At 71.3% G+C, this 19,347-nt stretch carries 12 protein-coding genes and 1 riboswitch; of the genes, 2 read left to right on the forward strand and 10 right to left on the reverse strand.

The window, feature by feature from the left end:
* Positions 1 to 80: 80 nt before the first annotated feature.
* Both fahA and ACZ63D_RS17290 read right to left on the reverse strand, forming a co-directional pair.
* Positions 81 to 1,286 (reverse strand): fumarylacetoacetase, encoded by a 1,206-nt coding sequence (gene fahA, locus ACZ63D_RS17285; protein WP_465355290.1) that lies wholly within the window; start codon positions 1,284 to 1,286, stop codon positions 81 to 83.
* Positions 1,283 to 4,597 (reverse strand): DUF885 domain-containing protein, encoded by a 3,315-nt coding sequence (locus tag ACZ63D_RS17290; protein ID WP_465355291.1) that lies wholly within the window; start codon positions 4,595 to 4,597, stop codon positions 1,283 to 1,285. The genes fahA and ACZ63D_RS17290 overlap by 4 nt, the downstream gene beginning before the upstream one ends.
* A 619-nt stretch (positions 4,598 to 5,216) precedes the next feature.
* Between ACZ63D_RS17290 and ACZ63D_RS17295 the strand changes: the two genes are divergently transcribed.
* The gene (locus tag ACZ63D_RS17295) at positions 5,217 to 6,548 is read left to right on the forward strand and encodes an AsnC family protein (protein WP_465355292.1); all 1,332 of its coding nucleotides are present in this window, start codon (positions 5,217 to 5,219) and stop codon (positions 6,546 to 6,548) included.
* Between the two features lie 4 nt (positions 6,549 to 6,552).
* Here the strand turns inward: ACZ63D_RS17295 and ACZ63D_RS17300 are convergent, their stop codons facing one another.
* On the reverse strand, positions 6,553 to 7,479 hold the full coding sequence (locus ACZ63D_RS17300; protein WP_465355293.1) for an RluA family pseudouridine synthase: 927 nt from the start codon (positions 7,477 to 7,479) through the stop codon (positions 6,553 to 6,555).
* Positions 7,476 to 8,084 (reverse strand): signal peptidase II, encoded by a 609-nt coding sequence (gene lspA / locus ACZ63D_RS17305; protein WP_465355294.1) that lies wholly within the window; start codon positions 8,082 to 8,084, stop codon positions 7,476 to 7,478. Before lspA ends, ACZ63D_RS17300 begins: the two co-directional genes overlap by 4 nt.
* Before the next feature lie 98 nt (positions 8,085 to 8,182).
* Between lspA and ACZ63D_RS17310 the strand changes: the two genes are divergently transcribed.
* Positions 8,183 to 8,689 carry a hypothetical protein gene (locus ACZ63D_RS17310; RefSeq protein ID WP_465355295.1) on the forward strand — a complete coding sequence of 169 codons (507 nt, stop codon included), beginning with the start codon at positions 8,183 to 8,185 and terminating at the stop codon, positions 8,687 to 8,689.
* 15 nt (positions 8,690 to 8,704) lie between these two features.
* Here ACZ63D_RS17310 and ACZ63D_RS17315 read toward each other — a convergent pair whose 3' ends face one another.
* The 6 genes from ACZ63D_RS17315 to ileS form a co-directional block, all read right to left on the reverse strand.
* Positions 8,705 to 10,042: an aminotransferase class V-fold PLP-dependent enzyme gene (locus ACZ63D_RS17315; RefSeq protein WP_465355296.1), complete on the reverse strand. Its 1,338-nt coding sequence runs from the start codon at positions 10,040 to 10,042 to the stop codon at positions 8,705 to 8,707.
* 40 nt (positions 10,043 to 10,082) lie between these two features.
* Positions 10,083 to 10,197, reverse strand: a riboswitch (SAM riboswitch).
* Positions 10,198 to 10,293: 96 nt separating this feature from the next.
* Positions 10,294 to 11,772 carry a potassium/proton antiporter gene (locus ACZ63D_RS17320; protein WP_465355297.1) on the reverse strand — a complete coding sequence of 493 codons (1,479 nt, stop codon included), beginning with the start codon at positions 11,770 to 11,772 and terminating at the stop codon, positions 10,294 to 10,296.
* 100 nt (positions 11,773 to 11,872) lie between these two features.
* Positions 11,873 to 12,568: an ArsR/SmtB family transcription factor gene (locus tag ACZ63D_RS17325; RefSeq protein WP_465355298.1), complete on the reverse strand. Its 696-nt coding sequence runs from the start codon at positions 12,566 to 12,568 to the stop codon at positions 11,873 to 11,875.
* 40 nt (positions 12,569 to 12,608) lie between these two features.
* Positions 12,609 to 14,210 carry a penicillin-binding transpeptidase domain-containing protein gene (locus tag ACZ63D_RS17330; protein ID WP_465355299.1) on the reverse strand — a complete coding sequence of 534 codons (1,602 nt, stop codon included), beginning with the start codon at positions 14,208 to 14,210 and terminating at the stop codon, positions 12,609 to 12,611.
* Between the two features lie 127 nt (positions 14,211 to 14,337).
* Positions 14,338 to 15,729 carry an amino acid permease gene (locus ACZ63D_RS17335; RefSeq protein ID WP_465355300.1) on the reverse strand — a complete coding sequence of 464 codons (1,392 nt, stop codon included), beginning with the start codon at positions 15,727 to 15,729 and terminating at the stop codon, positions 14,338 to 14,340.
* 126 nt (positions 15,730 to 15,855) lie between these two features.
* On the reverse strand, positions 15,856 to 19,017 hold the full coding sequence (ileS, locus tag ACZ63D_RS17340; protein ID WP_465355301.1) for an isoleucine--tRNA ligase: 3,162 nt from the start codon (positions 19,015 to 19,017) through the stop codon (positions 15,856 to 15,858).
* Positions 19,018 to 19,347: the final 330 nt, after the last annotated feature.

Genomic DNA, 19,347 nt, shown 5'->3' on the forward strand with positions numbered 1-19,347 from the left:
CCCTCATTCCCGTGCCGGTCGACTGTGACTAAGCGTTTGCTCATTATGCGGCCGCTCGGATGACCACGCTACGGCGTGGGTCACACCACAGCGGGCGCCACCGTCCCGCGCACCTCGCCGAACCCGATCCGGGTCCCGCCCGGACCTGGGGCGGAGGCGCTGATGACCACCTCGTCGCCGTCCTCCAGGAACTCCCGCGTCTCGCCGCTGTCCCCGAGCGCGAGCGGTTCGCGGCCGCCCCAGCTCAGCTCCAGCAGCGAGCCGCGCTGGTCCTTCGCCGGGCCGGTGACCGTGCCGGACGCGTACAGGTCGCCGGTGCGCAGGCTCGCGCCGTTCACCGTGAGGTGCGCGAGCTGCTGCGCGGCGGTCCAGTACTGCGTGGCGAACGGCGGACTGGACACGAGATGGCCGTTGATCCGGATTTCCAGTGTCAGGTCGAAACTCCACGGCTCGGCCGCGCGCAGGTACTCGAAGGGCTCCGGGTCCTGTGCGGGCTGCGGCACGCGGGCGTGCTCCAGCGCGGCGAGCGGAACCAGCCACGGCGACACGGACGTGGCGAACGATTTGCCGAGGAACGGCCCGAGCGGCTGCGATTCCCAGCCCTGCAGGTCGCGGGCCGACCAATCGTTGACCAGGCAGACGCCGAACACGTGCCGGGGGAATGCGTCGATCGGCACCGGCGTGCCCAGTTCGGACGGGGTGCCGACGACGAAACCGACCTCGGCCTCGAAGTCGAGCCGGGTGGCCGCACCGAACGAAGGATGTTCGGCGCGGCGCGGTTTCCGCTGCCCGGCCGGGCGGATCACCGGCGTGCCGGAGGCGACGACCGTGCCCGCGCGGCCGTGGTAGCCGATCGGCAGGTGTTTCCAGTTCGCCGGCACCAAATCGTCCCCGCCGGTGAAGATCCGGCTGGCGTTGAGCGCGTGCTGTTCGCTGGAGTAGAAGTCGACGTAATCCGCGACCTCCACCGGCAGATGGCTGACGATTTCCTCGCGGGGCACCAGGTGCGGCCGGATCCGGTCGGCGTGCCGCGGTTCGGTGAGCCATTCGCGGACCCGCGCCCGCACGTCGGCCCAGGTGTCCGGACCGGCGGCGAGCAGCGGGTTCAGCACGCCCGCGCCGAGCAGGCGGCCGAAAGACTCGCCCTCGGCCGCCGCGGTCAGGTCGAGCACCTGGTCTCCGACCGCGACGCCCGCCCGGCGGGTCCGCTCGCCGTGCGAGAAGACGCCGTAGGGCAGGTTGTCGAGGCCGAAGAGGGTGCCGGCCGGAAGGTCGAGCCAGCTCACGCGGACGCCTCCGCGATCCACGCGCCGACCACGGTGTCCAAAGCGGACAGCGGGAGGATTCCGTTGCCCAGGATGACGTCGTGGAACGCGCGGATGTCGAACCGGTCGCCCAGCGCCTGCTCGGCCTCGGCGCGCACGCGCTGGATTTCCAGCCGCCCCACCATGTAGCTCAGCGCCTGGCCCGGATTCGCCACGTACCGGTCGATCTCGGCCTCGATCTCCATCTTCGCCATCGGCGTGTGCTCCACCAGGTAGTCGACCGCCTGCTGGCGGGTCCAGCCCAGCGCGTGCAGCCCGGTGTCGACCACGAGCCGCCCGGCCCGCATGGAGTCCTGGGCGAGCATGCCGAACCGGGCGATGTCGTCGGAATACAGGCCCATCTCGTCGGCCAGGCGCTCCGCGTACAGGCCCCAGCCCTCGATGTAGGCGTTGAACGGCGCGATCCGGCGCAGCAGCGGCAGATCGGCGAGTTCCTGCGCGAACGTGAGCTGGAAGTGGTGGCCCGGAACGGCTTCGTGGAACGCGATCCCCTCGCTGGTGAACCGCGGCCGCGAACTCGCCTCGTAGGTGTTCGCGTAGTACGTGCCGGGCCGGGAACCGTCGAACGCGGCCTGCAGGTAGTAGGCGATGGTGCCGCTCGCCGCGTCCGCCTCCGGGACCGGCTCGACCGCGCACTTCGCCTCCGGAACCCGGGAGAACCATTGCGGGGCAACGGTTTCCGCGCGGGCGATGGCCGTGCGGGCGCCCTCCAGCAGTTCCTCTCCGTCGCGCCAGCGCAGCTCCGGGTCGTTGCGGAGCCGGTCGAAGATCTCCGCCAGTTCCCCGGTGCCGAACACGCGCGTGCCGAGTTCGCGGTACTCCTCGGCCAGTTTTTCGCCCAGCCGCAGCCCGGTGTCGTGCAGTTCTCGCGCGGTGCGGTCGGTGGTGGTGTGCGCGCGAATGAGGCCCTGGTACTTCTCCAGGCCGCCCGGCAGGTGGCTGATGCCCGGTTCGCTGTCCGTCTTGGACACCGGCAGCACTTCCTCGGCGAGGAAGTCGCGGTAACGCCGATACGCGGGCCGCACGACCTCGGCGAGCAGCCGGTCGCACTCCGCCGCGAAGCCCTCGACCTCGGCCGTCGGCGTGACGCGGAACGGGTCGCCGTCCTCGTTCGCGAGATACCGCTCGACGTACTCGATCCCGATGCGCACCAGGAAGTCCGGCGGCGCGAACCCGTCCGCGACGGTCGTGCGCTGCGCCTCGATCACCGCGTCGAGATAGCCGCCGATCGCGGCCAGCCGGGCGAGGTAGTCGCGCGCCCGGTCCGCGGTGTCCGGGGTCAGCGCGGGGAGGATGGTCATGAGGTTCAGCGCGGGCGAGCTGAATCCGTCGCTCACCGCGAACCAGGACAGCCGCGAGTCGATCGTGTCGATCGCGCCGCGGGCGTGCGTGCGCACCACTTCGCGGGTGATGACCTCGGACGGGGTCAGCCCGGCCGGGTCGATCGCGTCGGCCCGTTCGGCGATCGCGAGGTACTTGGCGCGGTCGCGCTCGGCGGCGGCGAGACTCGGGTCGGCGAGCTTCGTGTGGTCGCCGGGCAGGCCGAGGACGGTGCGCTCCAGCGGTTCCCGCTCGAAGTCCAGCTCCACCAGCTCGTCGGCCAGGCCGGCGACGGTGTCGCCCTGCCCGGCCACCCACTCGGTGACCACGGCGTCCAGCACCGACAGCGGCAGCGAACCGCCGGAGAGGACGGTGTCGTGGAACGCCTTGACGTCGAACCGGCTGCCGAGCCGTTGTTCGGCCTGCTTGCGCAACCGCTGGATTTCCAGCCGCCCCACCAGGTACGCGAGCGCCTGGCCCGGGTAGCCGAGGTACCGGTCCACTTCGGACTCGATCTCGACCTGCGCCATCGGCGTGTGCTCCAGCAGGTAGTCGACCGCCTGCTGGCGGCTCCAGCCCAGCGCGTGCAGCCCGGTGTCGACGACCAGCCGCCCGGCGCGCATGGACTCCATCGTGAGCATGCCGAGCAGCGACACGTCGTCGGAGTACAGGCCCATCTCGTCGGCCAGGCGCTCGGTGTAGAGGCCCCAGCCCTCGGCGTACGCGGTGAAGTTGCCGATGCGGCGCAGCAGCGGCAGGTCGGCGAGGTCGAGTGCGGTGCTGAGCTGGAAGTGGTGTCCCGGGATCGCCTCGTGGAACGCGATGACCTCGGCGGTGTGCCGGAACCGCTCGGTGGCCTGGTAGGTGTTCGCGAAGTAGACGCCGGGCCGGGACCCGTCCGCGGCGGGCGGCATGTAGTACGCCGGGGGCGCGCCGGGCGCGGAATCCTCCGGCACCGCCTCGACCGTCCACGGGTGCTGCGGGATGCTGCCGAACCAGTTCGGCGCCTCGGCCGCGGCGCGGGAGATGGCCGTGCGGGCGGTTTCGAGGAGGTCTTCGGCGCTCGTCCAGCGGAGCTTCGGGTCGGTGCGCAGCCGCTCGAAGATCTCCGGCAGCTCGCGGGTGCCGAAGACGCGCTCGCCGAGGGCCTGGTACTGCTCGACCTGGCCGGCGATCACCGCGAGGCCGGTCTCGTGCAGTTCCTGCGGGGTGCGGTCGCTGGTGGTGTGGGTGCGGGCGAGGCGGGCGTAGATCTCGTCGCCGCCGGGGAGCCAGGAGACGCCGGCCTTGTCGTCCGGGCGGCCGTGCGGGAGGACCTCGGCCTCGAGGAAGTCGCGGTACTCGCGGAACCCGGGCCGGACGATGTCTTCGAGAATCTGCTCGCGGCGCGCGGCGAAGTCGTCGTCCGGGGCGGGCTGGCGCAGCAGCGGGTCGTTCTCGGGCTCGGACAGGTAGCGATCGAGATGCGCGATCGCGGCCTTGACCAGCCGTTCGATCGGCACGAGGCCCGCGTCGATGCCGTCGCGGTGACGGTGCGCGACGGCGCGAAGGTATTCGGGAATCTCGCGGAGCCGTCCGAGATGCACCTCGGCGGTCTCCGCGGTGACCGTCACCATCGGCAGCGCGGACAGCAGCCCCGAGGCGGGCCCGACGAACAGGTCGGTGACGGTGAAATCGACGACCCGGCTGTCGATCCGGTCGAGGCTGCCGTCGACGGAACTGAGCAGGACATCGCGAGTGACCCGGTCGACGGGATCGAGCCCGGCCGGGTCGACCGCCTCGGCCCGCTCCCGGAGCGCGACGAGCTTCTCGCGGAACGCCGCCTCCGCCGCGGCCGACGGATCGCCGAGCCCCGGCGCGTCCGGCCGGATGCCGAGAATGGCGGCGTCGAGCGGCTCGTGGTCGAACGACAGCTCGACCAGCTCGTCGGCGAGATCGGAAACGACGGACATCGGCGTGGACCCCCAGGGGTAGGCGGAGAAGGTGCTGCCGCCGACCCTAATCGAGGACGGGGTGGCAACGCCCGTATCCGGGGCGGCCGGGGTCCGTCTGGGGGCGGGGGCGTTCCGTGGTGCGGAATTTTCCGGGCGTCCTGGGCCGAGGGCGATCCTGGCAGGGGGCCTGTGGTCCGGGTTTCGTCGGGTGGCTCGCCGATCGCTGCGGAATGTGCCGCGCTGGCCGAACACGCCGGGCCTCTCCGCTGACCGCCGCGACTCGTCCCCCAGCACGCTCCGCGCTGGCCGAACACGCCCAAGCCTGCGTCTACCGGCGTTCCGCGACCGTCGCGCGACTCGCCGCGGCATGCCCCGCACCGGCCAAACGCTCCGGGCACGCAGCCGCCCGACTCCGCCAACCGCCACTCCGCTCGCCGACCGCCGCACGTCTCCCGCCAGCAAAACACCTGCACGCCCGCACCGGCCGGAAGTTTCGCCGACCGCCGCGCCGCTCGCCGCCCCCGTCGCGCGCTCCGGCCAATCGCCCCGGCGCCCCTGCCGCCGCCGCGGCGGCGCGGGGCACGCCGGGCGCGGTGGTGCGGCCGGGTCCGGCGGGCGAGGCGGTAGCGTTGCCGGAGTGGCCGTGACCGATCCCGCCGACATCCGCCTGCTCGCCGCGCTCGCCGAGCTGGGCAAGGGTGCTGTGCACGAGCTGGCGGCGAAGGTCGGGATGGATCCGCGGGAGGTCGCCTACCGGCTGGTCGCGCTGTCCGGGAGCGGGTTGCCGCTGCTGGTGGGGGTCGAGAGCGACCCGAACGGTCTGCGGGCGGCGATTTCCCGGGCTCCGGCGTCGTGGCAGCGTCCTCCGAACAGCGGGTATCCGGGAGAGCCTGGCTCGGTGCCGTTTCCCGCGGCCGCCGGGCCGAATCCGGGCGCGATGCCGTCCGGTCCGGTCCCGAACGGCCCGGCGTCGGCGGGGGTTCCCGTTCGGGGCGGCGGGATGCCGGGCGCGCCCGGTCCGCAGCCGCCGGGGATTTCCGAACCGGCCGGGATGCCGGGGCATTCCGGACCGCATCCGCCGGGACAGCACGGCATGCCTGGCCCCAGCACCTCCGGGCCGCATCCGCCAGGACAGCACGGCATGCCCGGCCCCGGCACCTCCGGCGCGTACCCGCCTGGGCCGAACGGGATCCCCGCGGGACAGCACGGCCTGCCCGGCCCGGCGACGTCCGGCGCCTACTCTCCGGGGCAGACCGGGATCCCGGCGACCGGACCGGGTTCGCCGGGGCAGCAGATGCCCGGCCCGGGGATGACCGGCGCGTATCCGCCGGGAGTTTCGGGCGCGTATCCCCCTGGACCGAACGGGATTCCCGCCGCGTCGCCCAGCGTGTCCGGCGCGTACTCCCCCGCGCAGGCCGGGATGCCCGCGAACGTCCACAATGGACCGTCCGGGCCGTATCCGGCTCCGGATCCGGTCGTCAGCACGTGGGGCGTTCCGCAGACCGCGTCCTGGGCTCGCGGCGACGAGCCCCGGCCCGCCGCCGCTCCGGCCAGGCAGGGGCGGATCGGCGAGACGATGCAGTCGCAAGGACTCGAAGGGGAGCAGCTTTCCGTGCAGCTGCTGGAAGTCCAGGACCCGGCCGACTTCCTTTTCGGCGCGGCGGGCTACCGGCTCGAGGACGGCGAGCGCGCGGTCGTCGTGCACACCGAGATCACCAACCGCGGGCCGATCCCGTTCGCGTCGCTGCCGGACAACTATCTCGAACTCGTCACCGACAGCGGCGAGACCATCGCGAAGGCCCCGGTTTCGCTGACGTCCCGGCCGCCGCACAAGATCGGCGTGCAGCCCGGCGAGACGCTCGGCGGGCACACCGTCTACGTCCTCCCGGCCGCGACCCGGGTGGTTTCGGTGCGCTGGAGCCCTCGGCCCGAGCCCGACGAGCGCACCTTGACCTGGACCGTCGGCTGACCGGCTAGTTCCCGTCCCGCAGGATCTCCAGCGCGCTGGCCAGATCGTCCGGGTACTCCGCCTCGAACTCGACCCACCGGCCGTCCGCCGGATGCGCGAAACCGAGTGTGCGTGCGTGCAGCCACTGCCGCGTCAGGCCGAGTTTGCGGGCCAGCACCGGGTCCGCGCCGTAGGTCAGGTCGCCCGCGCACGGGTGCCGCAGCGCGGAGAAGTGCACGCGGATCTGGTGGGTGCGCCCAGTTTCCAGTTTGACGTGCGCCAGCGAAGCCGCCCGGAACGCCTCGACCACCTCGTAGTGCGTGACGCTCGGCCGTCCGCCCGCGACGACGGCGAACTTGTAGTCGTGCCGCGGATGCCGGTCGATCGGGGCGTCGATGGTGCCGCGCGTCGGATCGGGGTGGCCCTGGACGACGGCGTGGTAGCCCTTGTCGACGGTCCGTTCCTTGAACGCCCGCTTCAGCACGGTGTACGCGTGCTCGCTCTTGGCCACCACCATCACCCCGGTGGTGCCCGCGTCGAGCCGGTGCACGACGCCCTGCCGTTCGGCCGCGCCGGACGTCGAGATGCGCAGGCCGGCCGCGGCCAGCCCGCCGACGACAGTCGGGCCGGTCCAGCCCGGGCTGGGGTGCACGGCGACGCCGACGGGTTTCGCGATCACCACGATGTCGTCGTCATCGTGCAGGATCTTCATGCCGTCGACCGGCTCCGCGACGATTTCCGCCGGACGCTCCGGTTCCGGCAGCGTCACCTCGAGCAGCCCGCCCGCGGAAAGCCGGTCCGATTTGCCCGCGGGCTGGCCGTCGAGCAGGACGTCGCCCGCCGCCGCCAGCTCCGCGACCGCGGTGCGGGACAGGCCGAGCAGTTTGGCCAGGCCGGCGTCGACGCGCATTCCGTCGAGCCCGTCGGGGACGGGCAGCATGCGCGCGCTCACGCGGTTTCCTTCTTCTTGCCGCGGGTGGAGGTGCCGTCGTAGTCCTTGCCGAGCAGAGACAGCAGCACGATCAGGGCGCCGCCGACGCAGATCGCGGAGTCGGCGATGTTGAAGATCGCGAAGCCCTCTCCATTGGGCACGAACGCGGAGATGAAGTCCACGACGTGGCCGCGCAGCGGGCCCGGCTCGCGGAAGAACCGGTCGGTCAGGTTGCCGAGCGCGCCGGCGAGCACGAGCCCGAGGCCGATCGCCCAGCCGACCGAGCGCAGCCTGCGCGAGATCCACACGATCGCGATCACGACGCCGATCGCGACGAGCGCGAGCACCCACGTCATGCCGGTCGCCATCGAGAACGCGGCGCCCGGGTTGCGGGTCACCTGCAGGTAGATCAGCCCGCCGAGGATCGGCTTGGGCTCCTTGCCCTCGAGGTTGGCGACGACGAGGTTCTTCGTGATCAGGTCGATCGCCCACAGCAGCGCCGCGACCGCGAACACCACCCACACCCGCCGTTTGGGCAGCGGTGCGCCTTCCTCGGCGGCCTCCTGCTCAGGCGGTTCCGCAGACGGCTCGACCTCGGATTCGGACGGCGAAGGATCGGTGCTCACACCCCCATTGTCCACGCCCGCGCCCGAGCAGGTCACAGCGGCAGTCCCCGGCCCGAATTCACTCGCCCCGGGCATGCCTCTCCGGCCATCATCGCTGCATGCCCGCCGAGATCCCTACGCCCGCCGTGGCCGCGGCCTGGATCGCCCTGGACCTCTCCCCCACCGACGACCTCCCGCTGTGGGCCGCCCACTGGCTGGCCGACGGCGAAGACGGCGAGCACTTGCGCCGCCTGGCAGGCCTGTCCCGCACTGAACCGCGAGAAATCCACGATGTGCAGCAGTCCGCCCTAGCCGACTGCCTCACCCCGATCCCCACCGCGACCGACGCGGCCCGAGACGCATTCACTCATCTGGCCCGGATGCTTCTCGGCGGCCACCTCACCGAACGCTCACTGCTGGTCGCCCTGCATACGATCGTCCTCCGCACCGACTACGCCGACAGCGTCCTGGAGCTGCCGCTAGCCCAAGCCTGGATGCTGGACGAAGAGTGGGACCAACCTTGGGGCCGCACCGAAGAGCAGATCAAAGTGGCGATCCGCGCGGCCTGCGAAGCCCAGCTGTGTTCGACGGCGTCGGCTCCGCCGCCGCGGGCGGAATCGCGTTAAGCCGATCCCGCACCCTCACCGGCAAAACGACGGCAACTCCCGCCCGTCGTCAACCGGTGCCCACCGGCCGTCCACCTTGGCGTACTCCCACCGCGCCCCCCGGGCCACGATCTGCCGCAACGCCAGCACGAGCCGGTCCACGTGTTCCTCGGTGCTGCCCAGCCCGAGGCTCACCCGGACCGCCTGCTGCCCGTCGCCCCCGGCCTCCCGGATCAGCCGCCGCGCGGCCACATGGGCGCAGAACGCCCCGTCCCGCACCCCGATCCCGTACTCGGCCGACAGCACCGCTGCGAGCCACCCGGGCTCGAACCCGTCGACCACGAAACTCACCGTGCCGACCCGATCCACCGGCGCGTCGAAGAACCGCAGCTCAGCACACCCGGGCAACCCGGCCAGCCCCTTGCGCAACCGCTCCAGCAACGCGGCCTCGTGCGCCTCCACAGCGTCCCAATGCGCCGCGAGCTGCTCGCAAGCCACCCCGAGCGCATACACGCCAACGGTGTTCGGCGACCCAGCCTCGTGCCGTTCCTCGCCGCTGTTCCACACCACGGCTTCCTCGGTCACCAGCTTCGTCGCGCCCCCACCGGCCAGATAAGGCTCAGCAGCCCGCAACCAGTCGCTGCGCCCGATCAACGCCCCCGCCCCGAACGGCGCGTACAGCTTGTGCCCGGACAGCGCGACGTAGTCGACATCCAGTTCCCGCAACGAAATCCGCCGATGCGGAGCGAGCTGCGCAGCGTCCAGCGCTACCCGCGCCCCATGTTTCCGGGCCACCGCGGCGATCTCCGCCACCGGCAGCAACTCGCCGGTCACATTGGACGCACCGGCGACCACCACCAGCCGAGGCCCCTGCGGACACTCGGCGAGTGCTTCGTACACAACGGACACCGCGGCGAGCCGAGTGCGCGGCAGCCGCACGCGCCGGACGTTCGGCCCGCGCCACGGCAGCAGCGCGGCGTGGTGCTCACTGTCGAAAACCACCACGGAAGTCTTGCGCGGCAACGCCTTCGCCAGCAGATTGAACGCATCAGTGGTGTTGCGGGTGAAGATCACCGAGTCGCCGCCGCGAGCGTCCACGAACCGGCGCAGCACGTCCCGGGTCCGCTCGTACAGCCGCGTCGAGACCTGCGAAGCGAAGCCGGCACCGCGATGCACGCTGGCGTACCAGGGAAGGAACTCGTCGACCGCCGAACGCACCGCGTCGAGACAGGGCGCGCTCGCCGCGTGGTCGAGGTTGGCGTAGCTGATGTCGCCGCCGGTCACCAGCGGCACCCGCAGCGTCGCACCGGCGACAGCGGGCACGGCGGGAACAGTGGCGACAGCTTCCGTGGACCGGTCGAGTGCGAGAGTCATGACGGTGCCTCCTCGGCGTTCCGGGGGACCCCCGGCGAGGGGCCCGCGCTTGCCCGCCGCACTGCGCGACCGGCCTGGTCCTCACCCGGGGCACCCCACCGCGGTAGGAGGGTTGCCGGCCAGCAAGCCGGGGCTTCGCGCTGGCACTCATGACCTGAACCAGACGATAGCGGAAAACCGGCGGGCGAAACCAGCCCCGTCTCGTGATCTGAGACGGCCGTCACCCGCGATGTCCACAAAGGACAGACGGATCAGGCCCCGGATTCCCCGCGCCAGCGGGCGAGGCGGCCGGCCCGGTCGACGGCCCGGATGCGCTGTTCGGTCGCGTCCCGGTCGGCCGCGGTCGTAACCACTAGAAGCTGGTCTTCGACCTGCAAACGGCTGGTTTTCTGCGGGGTGAAAGCCGTCCCGCTACGGACCACGAGGCTGACTGTCGCCCCGGCGGGCAGCCGCAGTTCCGACAGGTACACGCCGTGCAGCTTCGACCCCTTCTGGATGCGCACCTGCAGCAGTTCCGCACCGAGTTCGTCGAGCGGCGCGGAGTCGACCTCGATCTCGTGCGCCTGCGACGCCTTCGCCAGTCCGAGGATTCGCGCGAGCGGGCTGAGCGTCGCGCCCTGCAGCACGGTGAGCACGATGACGAGCACGAAAACCGCGTCCACGAGCCGCTGCGCGCCGGGCACGCCCTCGGACAGCGGGATCATCGCGAGCACGATCGGCACCGCGCCGCGCAACCCCGCCCAGGACAGGAACGCCTGCTCCCGCCACGGCAATCGGAACGGCAGCAGCGACAAGACGACCGACAACGGCCGCGCGAGCAGCAGCACCACAGCGCCCGCCACCAGACCGGGGATGAGCGCTTCGAGCAGCCGGGTCGGCGACGCGAACAAGCCGAGCAGCACGAACAAGCCGATCTGCGCGAGCCAGCCGAGCCCTTCGGCGAACGAGAGCGTGTCCGACCGGTGCGGCAGCTTGGAATTCCCGAGCACCAGACCGGCGACATAGGTGGCGAGCAGGCCGGAAGCGTGCGCCAGCTGTCCCGAAGAGTAGGCGAGCACGCACACCGCGACCGTGGCGAGCGGGTACAGGCCGGTCGCCGGAAGCGCGGCCCGGCGCAAGGCCTGCGCGCCCAGCCAGCCGAACGCGAGACCGAGCGCGAGACCGGTGAGCAGTTCGTAGACCACCAGCAGCGGCAGCGACCAGTCGACCGCCTCGCCGGAAGCGAGCACGACGACCGCGATGTAGGCGGGCGCGTCGTTGATCCCGGATTCCAGTTCCAGCGATCCGACGAGCCGTTTGCCGACCCCGGCCGTGCGCAGCACGGAGAACACCGCCGCCGCGTCGGTGGACGCGAGGACCGCGCCCCACAGCAAGGCGAGCCGCCAGTCGAGGCCGAGCAGCCAGTGCAGCGCCGCGCCGGTGACCGCCACGCTGATCACCACGGCCACTGTGGACAGCAGGATTCCGGGCCCCAGCGAGGGTTTCACCGCCGACCAGCGCGTGGTGAGCCCGCCTTCAGTAAGGATCAGGACGAGCGCGGCGAGCCCGAGCGACTGCGTGAGCGCCGGATTGTCGAAGCGGATGCCGAACCCGGCCTCGCCGAGCACGACGCCGATCCCGAGATACAGCAGCAGCGACGGGAATCCGAGCCGGATGGACACCCGCACCGCGACGACCGAGACGACCAGAACCAGCGCTCCGACGCCCAGCACCATGGGAAGCTCGTCCACCCGCCCGCCTCCCTCCCGGTCGCCCGCAGGCGTCCAGAATAGTGAGGCTGTGTCCGGTTCCCGAGCGCGCACCACCGGTCCGGGGGACCACGCACGTGTGTTACGAAGCCTCGGCGGCACTCACCGTCTCGAGATCGACACCGAGCGCGGCGAACGGACCCCTCGCGCCCGGCAAAACCCGGATCGCGCGCTGCGAGTCCCGCGTCAGCCATCCCGCCTCGACCGCCCGCTCCAGCACCGCCGCCGGGACCGCGCCGGCGAGGTGCTCGCGCCGCTCTGTCCAATCCAGACAGTCGCGCAGCAACGGCCGCTTCGGCCGGTCCGGCACGACGACTTCGAGACCGGCCAGCACGTCGCGTCCGGCGTCGGTGAGCGCGAGCCCGTCCGACACGTCGATCAGCCCCTGCTCGACCATCCCGTCGCGCAGGGCGACCCCGAGCGTCCCGGCCAGATGGTCGTAACAACTGCGGGCGAAGGACAATCGCTGCACCCGCAACGAAGTCCGCAGCCCAGACGGCCGTTTCAGCTCGGCGTGCTGCGCCAAATGCTCGATCAGTTCTGCGACCCGCGGATTCGCGAGCCGCACGTAAGCGTGCCTGCCCTGCTTCACCCGCGCGACGAAACCGGCGTCGGCCAGCCGCGTCACGTGTTCGCTGGCTGTCGAGACCGCGATCCGCGCCGCGGCCGCCAGTTCGCCGACTGTCCAGGCGCGGCCGTCGAGCAGCGCGAGGCACATGGTCGCGCGGCTCGGGTCCGCCAGCACGGCGGCGACTTCGGCCAATCCGACGGTTTCCATGCCCTTACGGTAGAACGCGGAAGCTTCGGCCGCGGCCGAACTACAACGCGTCGAGGAACTTCGCGCCCAGCGAGACGGCCGGTTTGGAGTCGTTGGCCCCCTCCAGGAACACCGCGAACGCCAGATCGCCGCGGTAGCCGACGAACCAGCCGTGCGCCTCCGCGCCGTCGCCGAACTGCGCGGTGCCGGTCTTGCCGAACACCGAGCCGGAGTGCGCCAGCCCGGTGGCCGTGCCACCGGTGACGACCTCGCGCATCATCCCGCGCAACGCCGACAGCACCGAGCCGGGCGGAGCGGAGTAGCCGGTGTTGGTCTTGGTGCCGTCCGCCCACAGCCGCGGCACCACCGCGTGCCCGGACGCCGCGGTCGCCGCCATCACCGCCGCCCCCATCGGGCTGACCTGCACCTTGCCCTGGCCGATGCCGTCCTCCACCTGCTCGTCCGCGTTCGCCGCCGGATCGACGCGGCCCAGCTCGGTGGACAGGCCGTCGATCGCGAAGTCGGCGTTGAGGCCGAACTGGGTGGCCGCCTTCGCGAGCCCGTCGGCGGGCAGCTGCGACGCGAGCCGGCCGAACGTGGTGTTGCAGGACTTCGCGAACGCCTTGTGCACCGTGGTCGTGCCGAGGTCGAAGCCCTCGTTGGACAGCGTGCGGGTGCCGATCCGGTCGGTCAGCGGGCACGGCACCGAGGAATCCGGCGTGACCAGCCCGGCTTCCAGAGCCGCGGTCGCGGTGACGATCTTGAACGTCGAGCCCGGCGCGTACTGGCCGCTGAACGCCGACGACGCGTTGGTGACGCTGCCGTTCTGCGCCACCGCGAGCACATCGCCCGAGGACGGCTGAATGGCGACGAGGACCGCCTTCCCGTGGTACCCGTCGACCGCTGCCTGCGCGGCCTTCTGCGTTTCGAGACTGAGCCCGGTAGCGGCCGGTTTGCGGTCGCCTTCGGGATTGCCGAACAGCGTTTCCAGGCTCTTGCCCGAGGCGTCCACGCGCTGCACCGCGAACGCTTCGGACGCCTGCCCGTGCCCGGTGAGCACCGCACGGAGCAGCGGGAACGCCTTGTCGTCAGCCAGTTTCAGCCCGCCGCCGCCGGAGACGACGAGCGGTTTGCCGTCGCGGTCGACCACCGCCGGAACGTCCGAGGACGCGAGCGCCAGCCGCTGTCCCGCTTCCAGTTTCGGATGCAGCACCGTCGGCGCCCAGTGCACCCGCCACTTGCCTTGCGCCTGGACGAGCCCGAGGCTGCCGGAGTACGTCCAGGCGCGGCCGGGGCCGAGGTTCCAGGTGATCGTGTAGGCCGCCGTGGCCTTGTCGCCCTGCGCCGCGCCGACGTCGCCGAGCTTGGCGGTCAGCTGCGTGGGGTGCAGCATCGACCACGCGTCCTGCAGCGCGGTCGAAGCGGCCAGGGGTTCGTCGGTCGCCTTGCTGGCGGCGTCGGAGTCCTTCCCGGCGAAGGCGAGCAGGTACTCGCGCGCCGCGGACGTCGGATCGCTCGGCTCCGCGGCCGCCGACGCCGTCTCCGAATCCGTTGAAGCCGCCTTCGATCCCCCGCCGTTGAGCAGCACGACCGCTGCCACCACGATCGCGACCACGGCCAGCGCGCTCCCGATCAGCACGCCCCTTTTCGCGGCAGGACTCACCGTCGCCTCCCCCTCGCCCACGCGGTCCGCCCGCGTCCCTGGCTCAGCTTGCCCATCGCTGCGCGGAACCGGGCGTTACCTCGGGGAATGCGACAGATTCGTGATCAACGCCGCGCCGTATAGGCCGTTATACAGTTTGGTCGGCTGAACGACGGGCGCGCTGCCACGCGATCCCGGCCGCGACCAGCACCACGACCAGCACGCCCGAGCTGATCAGCTGGGTCCGTGCCTCGGGGTCGCCCGCCATCACCACCAGGATCGCCACCATCGCGGCCAGCGTCGCCCAGGTCAGGTACGGGAAGCCCCACATGCGCACGGTGAGCCGGTCCGGCGCGGTGTGTTCCAGCTGCTTGCGCACGCGCAATTGCGTGCAGGCGACCAGGATCCACACGATCAGCAGCACCGAACCGACCGCGTTGAGCAGGTACTGGAAAACGGTGTCCGGCCAGAGCGCGTTCAGCGCCACGGCGACGAAACCGAACAGCACCGAGGCGGCGACGGCGAAAACGGGCACGCCGCTTCCGTCCACTTTGGTCAGTGCGCGCGGGGCGTGGCCGCGGCGCGCCAGCGAGTACAGCATGCGGGCCGCGCCGTACATGTTGGTGTTCAGCGTGGACAGCAAGGCGAACAGCACGACCACGTTCATGATCTGCCCGGTCGCCGGGATGCCGATCCGCTCGAGCACCGCGGCGAACGGGCTCTGCCCCGGCCGCACGCTCGTCCACGGCAGGAGCGAGACGATGACCAGCATGGAACCGATGTAGAACACCGAAATCCGCACCACCGCGTTGCGCACCGCCCGGCCGACGGCGTGCGCGGGGTCGTCGGATTCCGCGGCCGCGATGGTCACCACTTCCAGGCCGCCGAAGGTGAACACCACCGCGAGCAGCCCGGTGCCGACGCCCTGCCATCCGTGGGGCAGCAGGCCTCCGTGGCCGAGCAGATTGTCCGTGCCGACGAAGGACGTTCCCGGGAGCACGCCGAGGAACGCGAGCACGCCGAGGACCAGGAACCCCACGACCGCCGCGACCTTGATCAGCGCCAGCCAGAATTCGAGTTCGCCGAAGCGGGACACCGCGGTGAAGTTGAACGCGGTCAGCACCGCCATGAAAATCAGCACAAGCGCCCACTGCGGAACAGCGGGCAGCCAGCCGTTGACGATGATGGCGGCCGCGGTGGCCTCCACGGCGAGCACGACGACGAGCGCGGCCCAGTACAGCCAGCCGATGGCGAACCCGGCCCACGGCCCGAACGCGCGCTCGGCGTGCACGGAGAAGGACCCGCTGGACGGGATCGCCGCGGCCATTTCCGCCATCATGCGCATGACCAGCATCGCGAGCGTGCCGGCGAGCACGAAGGACAGCACGATGCCGGGCCCGGCGAGCTTGATCCCGACGCCGGAGCTGACGAACAGTCCCGAACCGATCACGCCGCCCATCGCGAGCATGGCGAGGTGCCGCTGGCGCAATCCGGCGGCCAATCCCTCGGCGGCCGGTCCGGCGGCGGTCTCTGAAGTCATGGGAAATCCCTAGCAGACGCTCCCCCAGGCGCAGGAGCCGAGGCCCGCGCCTAGCGGTCCGTGAGGGGAACCCTGAGGGAATCAGATTCCCTCAGGGTTCCCCTCACGAACGTCACAAGAGCGGGCTCACGCCTTCGCGACCGCCACGCGCACCTTCACGCCTTCGCCGACCGTGCCGTCGAAGCCCTCGGCCACCTCGCCGTAGGACACCGACGTCGCGAGCGTTTCGGACGCCACGAACTCCTCGTGCTTGCGCACCGCGGCCGTGACCTCGCCGGTGGCGTCCACGGTCAGCGAGATCCGGTCGCCGACGTCGAGACCGGCCTCGCGGCGGGCCTGCTGGACCACGCGGACCAGGTCGCGGGCCAGGCCCTCGGCGGCCAGGTCCTCGGTGACCTCGGTGTCCAGCACGACCAGACCGGCCCCGCCGGGCAGTTCGGCCGCCGCGCCGCCGCCGGAGGCGACCAGCCGCCGGTCGTACTCGCCCTCGGCCAGTTCGACGCCCGCCGCCACGACCGCGCCGGCCGCGTTCGTCGTCCAGTCGCCCGCCTTGACCGCCTTGATCACCTGCTGCACGGCCTTGCCCAGCCGCGGCCCGGCGGCCCGCGCGTTCACCGCGACCTCGAACGTGCCGTGCGCTGCGACGTCCGTGGTCAGCTCCACCGACTTCACGTTCACCTCGTCCCGCAGGATCTCGGTGAACCCGCGCAGCGGTTCGACGTCTTCGGCCGCGACCACGAGCTTCGCCAGCGGCAGCCGCACCCGCAGCTTGTTCGCCTTGCGCAGCGCCAGCGCCGACGACGCCACCTGCCGCACCTTGTCCATCGCGGTCACCAGCGCCGCGTCGGCGGGCAGGTCGAGCGCGTTCGGCCAGTCGGTCAGGTGCACCGAACGGCCGCCGGTCAGCCCGCGCCACACCGTTTCGGTGGTGAGCGGCAGCAGCGGCGCGACGACCCGGCAGGTCACCTCCAGCACGGTGTGCAGCGTGTCGATCGCGTCCTGCTCGCCCGCCCAGAACCGGTCGCGCGACCGGCGGACGTACCAGTTCGTGAGCACTTCCAGGAAGTCCCGCACGGTCTGGCACGCGCCCGCGATGTCGTAGCCGTCCATCGCGGATTCGACGTCGGTGACGAGTTCGTGCGTCTTGGCGAGCACGTACCGGTCGAGCAGATGCGGCGAATCCGTGCGCCACTGGCCCTGCTTGCCGTCGGCGTTCGCGTACAGGGCAAGGAAGTAGTACGAGTTCCACAGCGGCAGCACGGCCTGGCGCACCGCGTCGCGGATCCCCCGGTCGGTCACCACGAGGTTGCCGCCGCGCAGGATCGGGCTCGCCATGAGGTACCACCGCATGGCGTCGGAGCCGTCGCGCTCGAAGACCTCGTTGACGTCCGGGTAGTTCCGCAGCGACTTCGACATCTTCTGCCCGTCGGAGCCGAGCACGATGCCGTGCGACACGCAGGTGCGGAACGCCGGCCGGTCGAACAGCGCGGTCGCGAGCACGTGCAGCAGGTAGAACCAGCCGCGGGTCTGGCCGATGTACTCGACGATGAAGTCGCTCGGGTAGTGGTGCTCGAACCATTCGCGGTTCTCGAACGGGTAGTGCACCTGGGCGTAGGGCATCGAGCCGGAGTCGAACCACACGTCGAGCACGTCCGGCACCCGGCGCATCGTCGACTTGCCGGTCGGGTCGTCCGGGTTCGGCCGGGTCAGCTCGTCGATGTAGGGCCGGTGCAGGTTGTCCAGCCGCACGCCGAAATCGGCCTCCAGCTCGTCCAGCGAGCCGTAGACGTCGACGCGCGGGTAGGCCGGGTCGTCCGAGCGCCACACCGGGATCGGCGTGCCGAAGTAGCGGTTGCGGGAGATCGACCAGTCGATGGCGTTCTCCAGCCACTTGCCGAACTGGCCGTCCTTGACGTTCTCCGGGTACCAGGTGATCTGCTGGTTCAGCTCGACCATCCGGTCCTTGAACTGCGTCACCGCGACGAACCACGACGACACCGCGCGGTAGATCAGCGGGTTCCGGCAGCGCCAGCAGTGCGGGTAGGAGTGGTCGTAGGTCTCGTGCCGCAGCAGCACCGCGCCCTGGCGCTCCGCGCCGCCGGTGCCGTTCTTGAGGTCCCGCACGATGTTCGGGTTCGCGTCGAACACCTGCTGCCCGGCGTAGTCCGGCACGGTCTCGTCGAACTTGCCGTGCGCGTCGACCGGCGTCACCGGGGTGATCCCGGCCGCGTCGGTGACCACCTTGTCCTCGGCGCCGTAGGCGGGCGCGATGTGCACGACGCCGGTGCCGTCGTCGGTGGTGACGTAGTCCGCGGACAGCACGCGGTGCGCGTTCTCCGTGCCGACGAAGTACGGGAACGGTGGTGCGTAACGGGTTCCGAGCAGTTCCGCGCCGGTGTAGCGCGCGACGACGGTCGGCTCTTCGCCGAGTTCGCGGGCGTACGCGGCCACGCGCGCCTCGGCGAGCAGGAACCGCTTGCCTTCGCTTTCCACGACGACGTACTGCACCTCGGGGTGCACCGCGGTCGCCAGGTTGGACGGCAGCGTCCACGGCGTGGTGGTCCAGATCAGCAGGTACGTGCCGTCGAGGTCGTTGTCGTTGCCCTCCAGGCGGAATCCGACCGTGACGGCCGGGTCCTGGCGGTTGCGGTAGACGTCGGCGTCCATGCCCAGCTCGTGGTTGGACAGCGGGGTCGCGTCGCGCCAGCAGTAGGGCAGGACGCGGTAGCCCTCGTAGACGAGTCCCTTGTCCCACAACCGTTTGAACGCCCAGAGCACCGATTCCATGTAGGTGACGTCGAGCGTTTTGTAGTCGTTGTCGAAGTCGACCCAGCGGGCCTGGCGGGTCACGTAGTCGCGCCACTCGTCGGTGTAGCGCAGCACGGACTCGCGCGAAGCCTCGTTGAACTTCGCGATGCCCATCTCTTCGATCTCGGTCGTCTCGGTGATCCCGAGCTGCCGCATCGCTTCGAGTTCGGCGGGCAGGCCGTGGGTGTCCCAGCCGAACCGCCGTTCGACGTGCTTGCCCTTCATCGTCTGGTAGCGCGGGACGATGTCCTTGACGTACCCGGTGAGCAGGTGCCCGTAGTGCGGGAGGCCGTTGGCGAAGGGCGGGCCGTCGTAGAAGACGTACTCGTTGTCGCCGTTCGTGCCCTCGGGACGGGCGTCGATCGTCGCCTGGAAGGTCCGGTCGCTCTCCCAGTACGCGAGGACGCTCTCCTCCAGCGCGGGGAACGACGGCTGGGACGGGACCGTGGTCTCTCCGCCCGGCGAAGCCTGGGGGTACATCCGGGTGCGCTCCTTGCGTTCGTCGCTCGTACGGGCGACCGGCGGCCGCCCACACGGGGACGAGACGCTCGCGCGTCACGCGGTACCACCCCGCTTGCCCGGCACGCTGCTCCCGGGCCACTCGTTGCACGGCTGTCACGGGCCGCACCCGTCCGGTTCTACTGAGGGCTCGCGCCCGGTTCTTCCGGAGGCTCCCCGGTGATGGCCGGATCGACGCCTTGCTGGTTCCAGGTTAACTCGTCGCCGCAACTCGCTTTCGCCCTCCCCGGCCCTGGCGGGGCGGCTGCGTAACGATTGCGGACGCCGGGCGGAAAACCCGGTGTCCGGCAC

This window comes from Amycolatopsis sp. NPDC104775 (assembly GCF_055583325.1).

Coding starts and splice junctions, on each gene's coding strand:
- ACZ63D_RS17290 (WP_465355291.1), bottom strand. CDS start 4,597: ATGTCCGTCGTTTCCGATCTCGCCGACGAGCTGGTCGAGCTGTCGTTC.
- ACZ63D_RS17310 (WP_465355295.1), top strand. CDS start 8,183: ATGCCCGCCGAGATCCCTACGCCCGCCGTGGCCGCGGCCTGGATCGCC.
- ACZ63D_RS17315 (WP_465355296.1), bottom strand. CDS start 10,042: ATGACTCTCGCACTCGACCGGTCCACGGAAGCTGTCGCCACTGTTCCC.
- ACZ63D_RS17325 (WP_465355298.1), bottom strand. CDS start 12,568: ATGGAAACCGTCGGATTGGCCGAAGTCGCCGCCGTGCTGGCGGACCCG.
- ACZ63D_RS17335 (WP_465355300.1), bottom strand. CDS start 15,729: ATGACTTCAGAGACCGCCGCCGGACCGGCCGCCGAGGGATTGGCCGCC.
- ileS (WP_465355301.1), bottom strand. CDS start 19,017: ATGTACCCCCAGGCTTCGCCGGGCGGAGAGACCACGGTCCCGTCCCAG.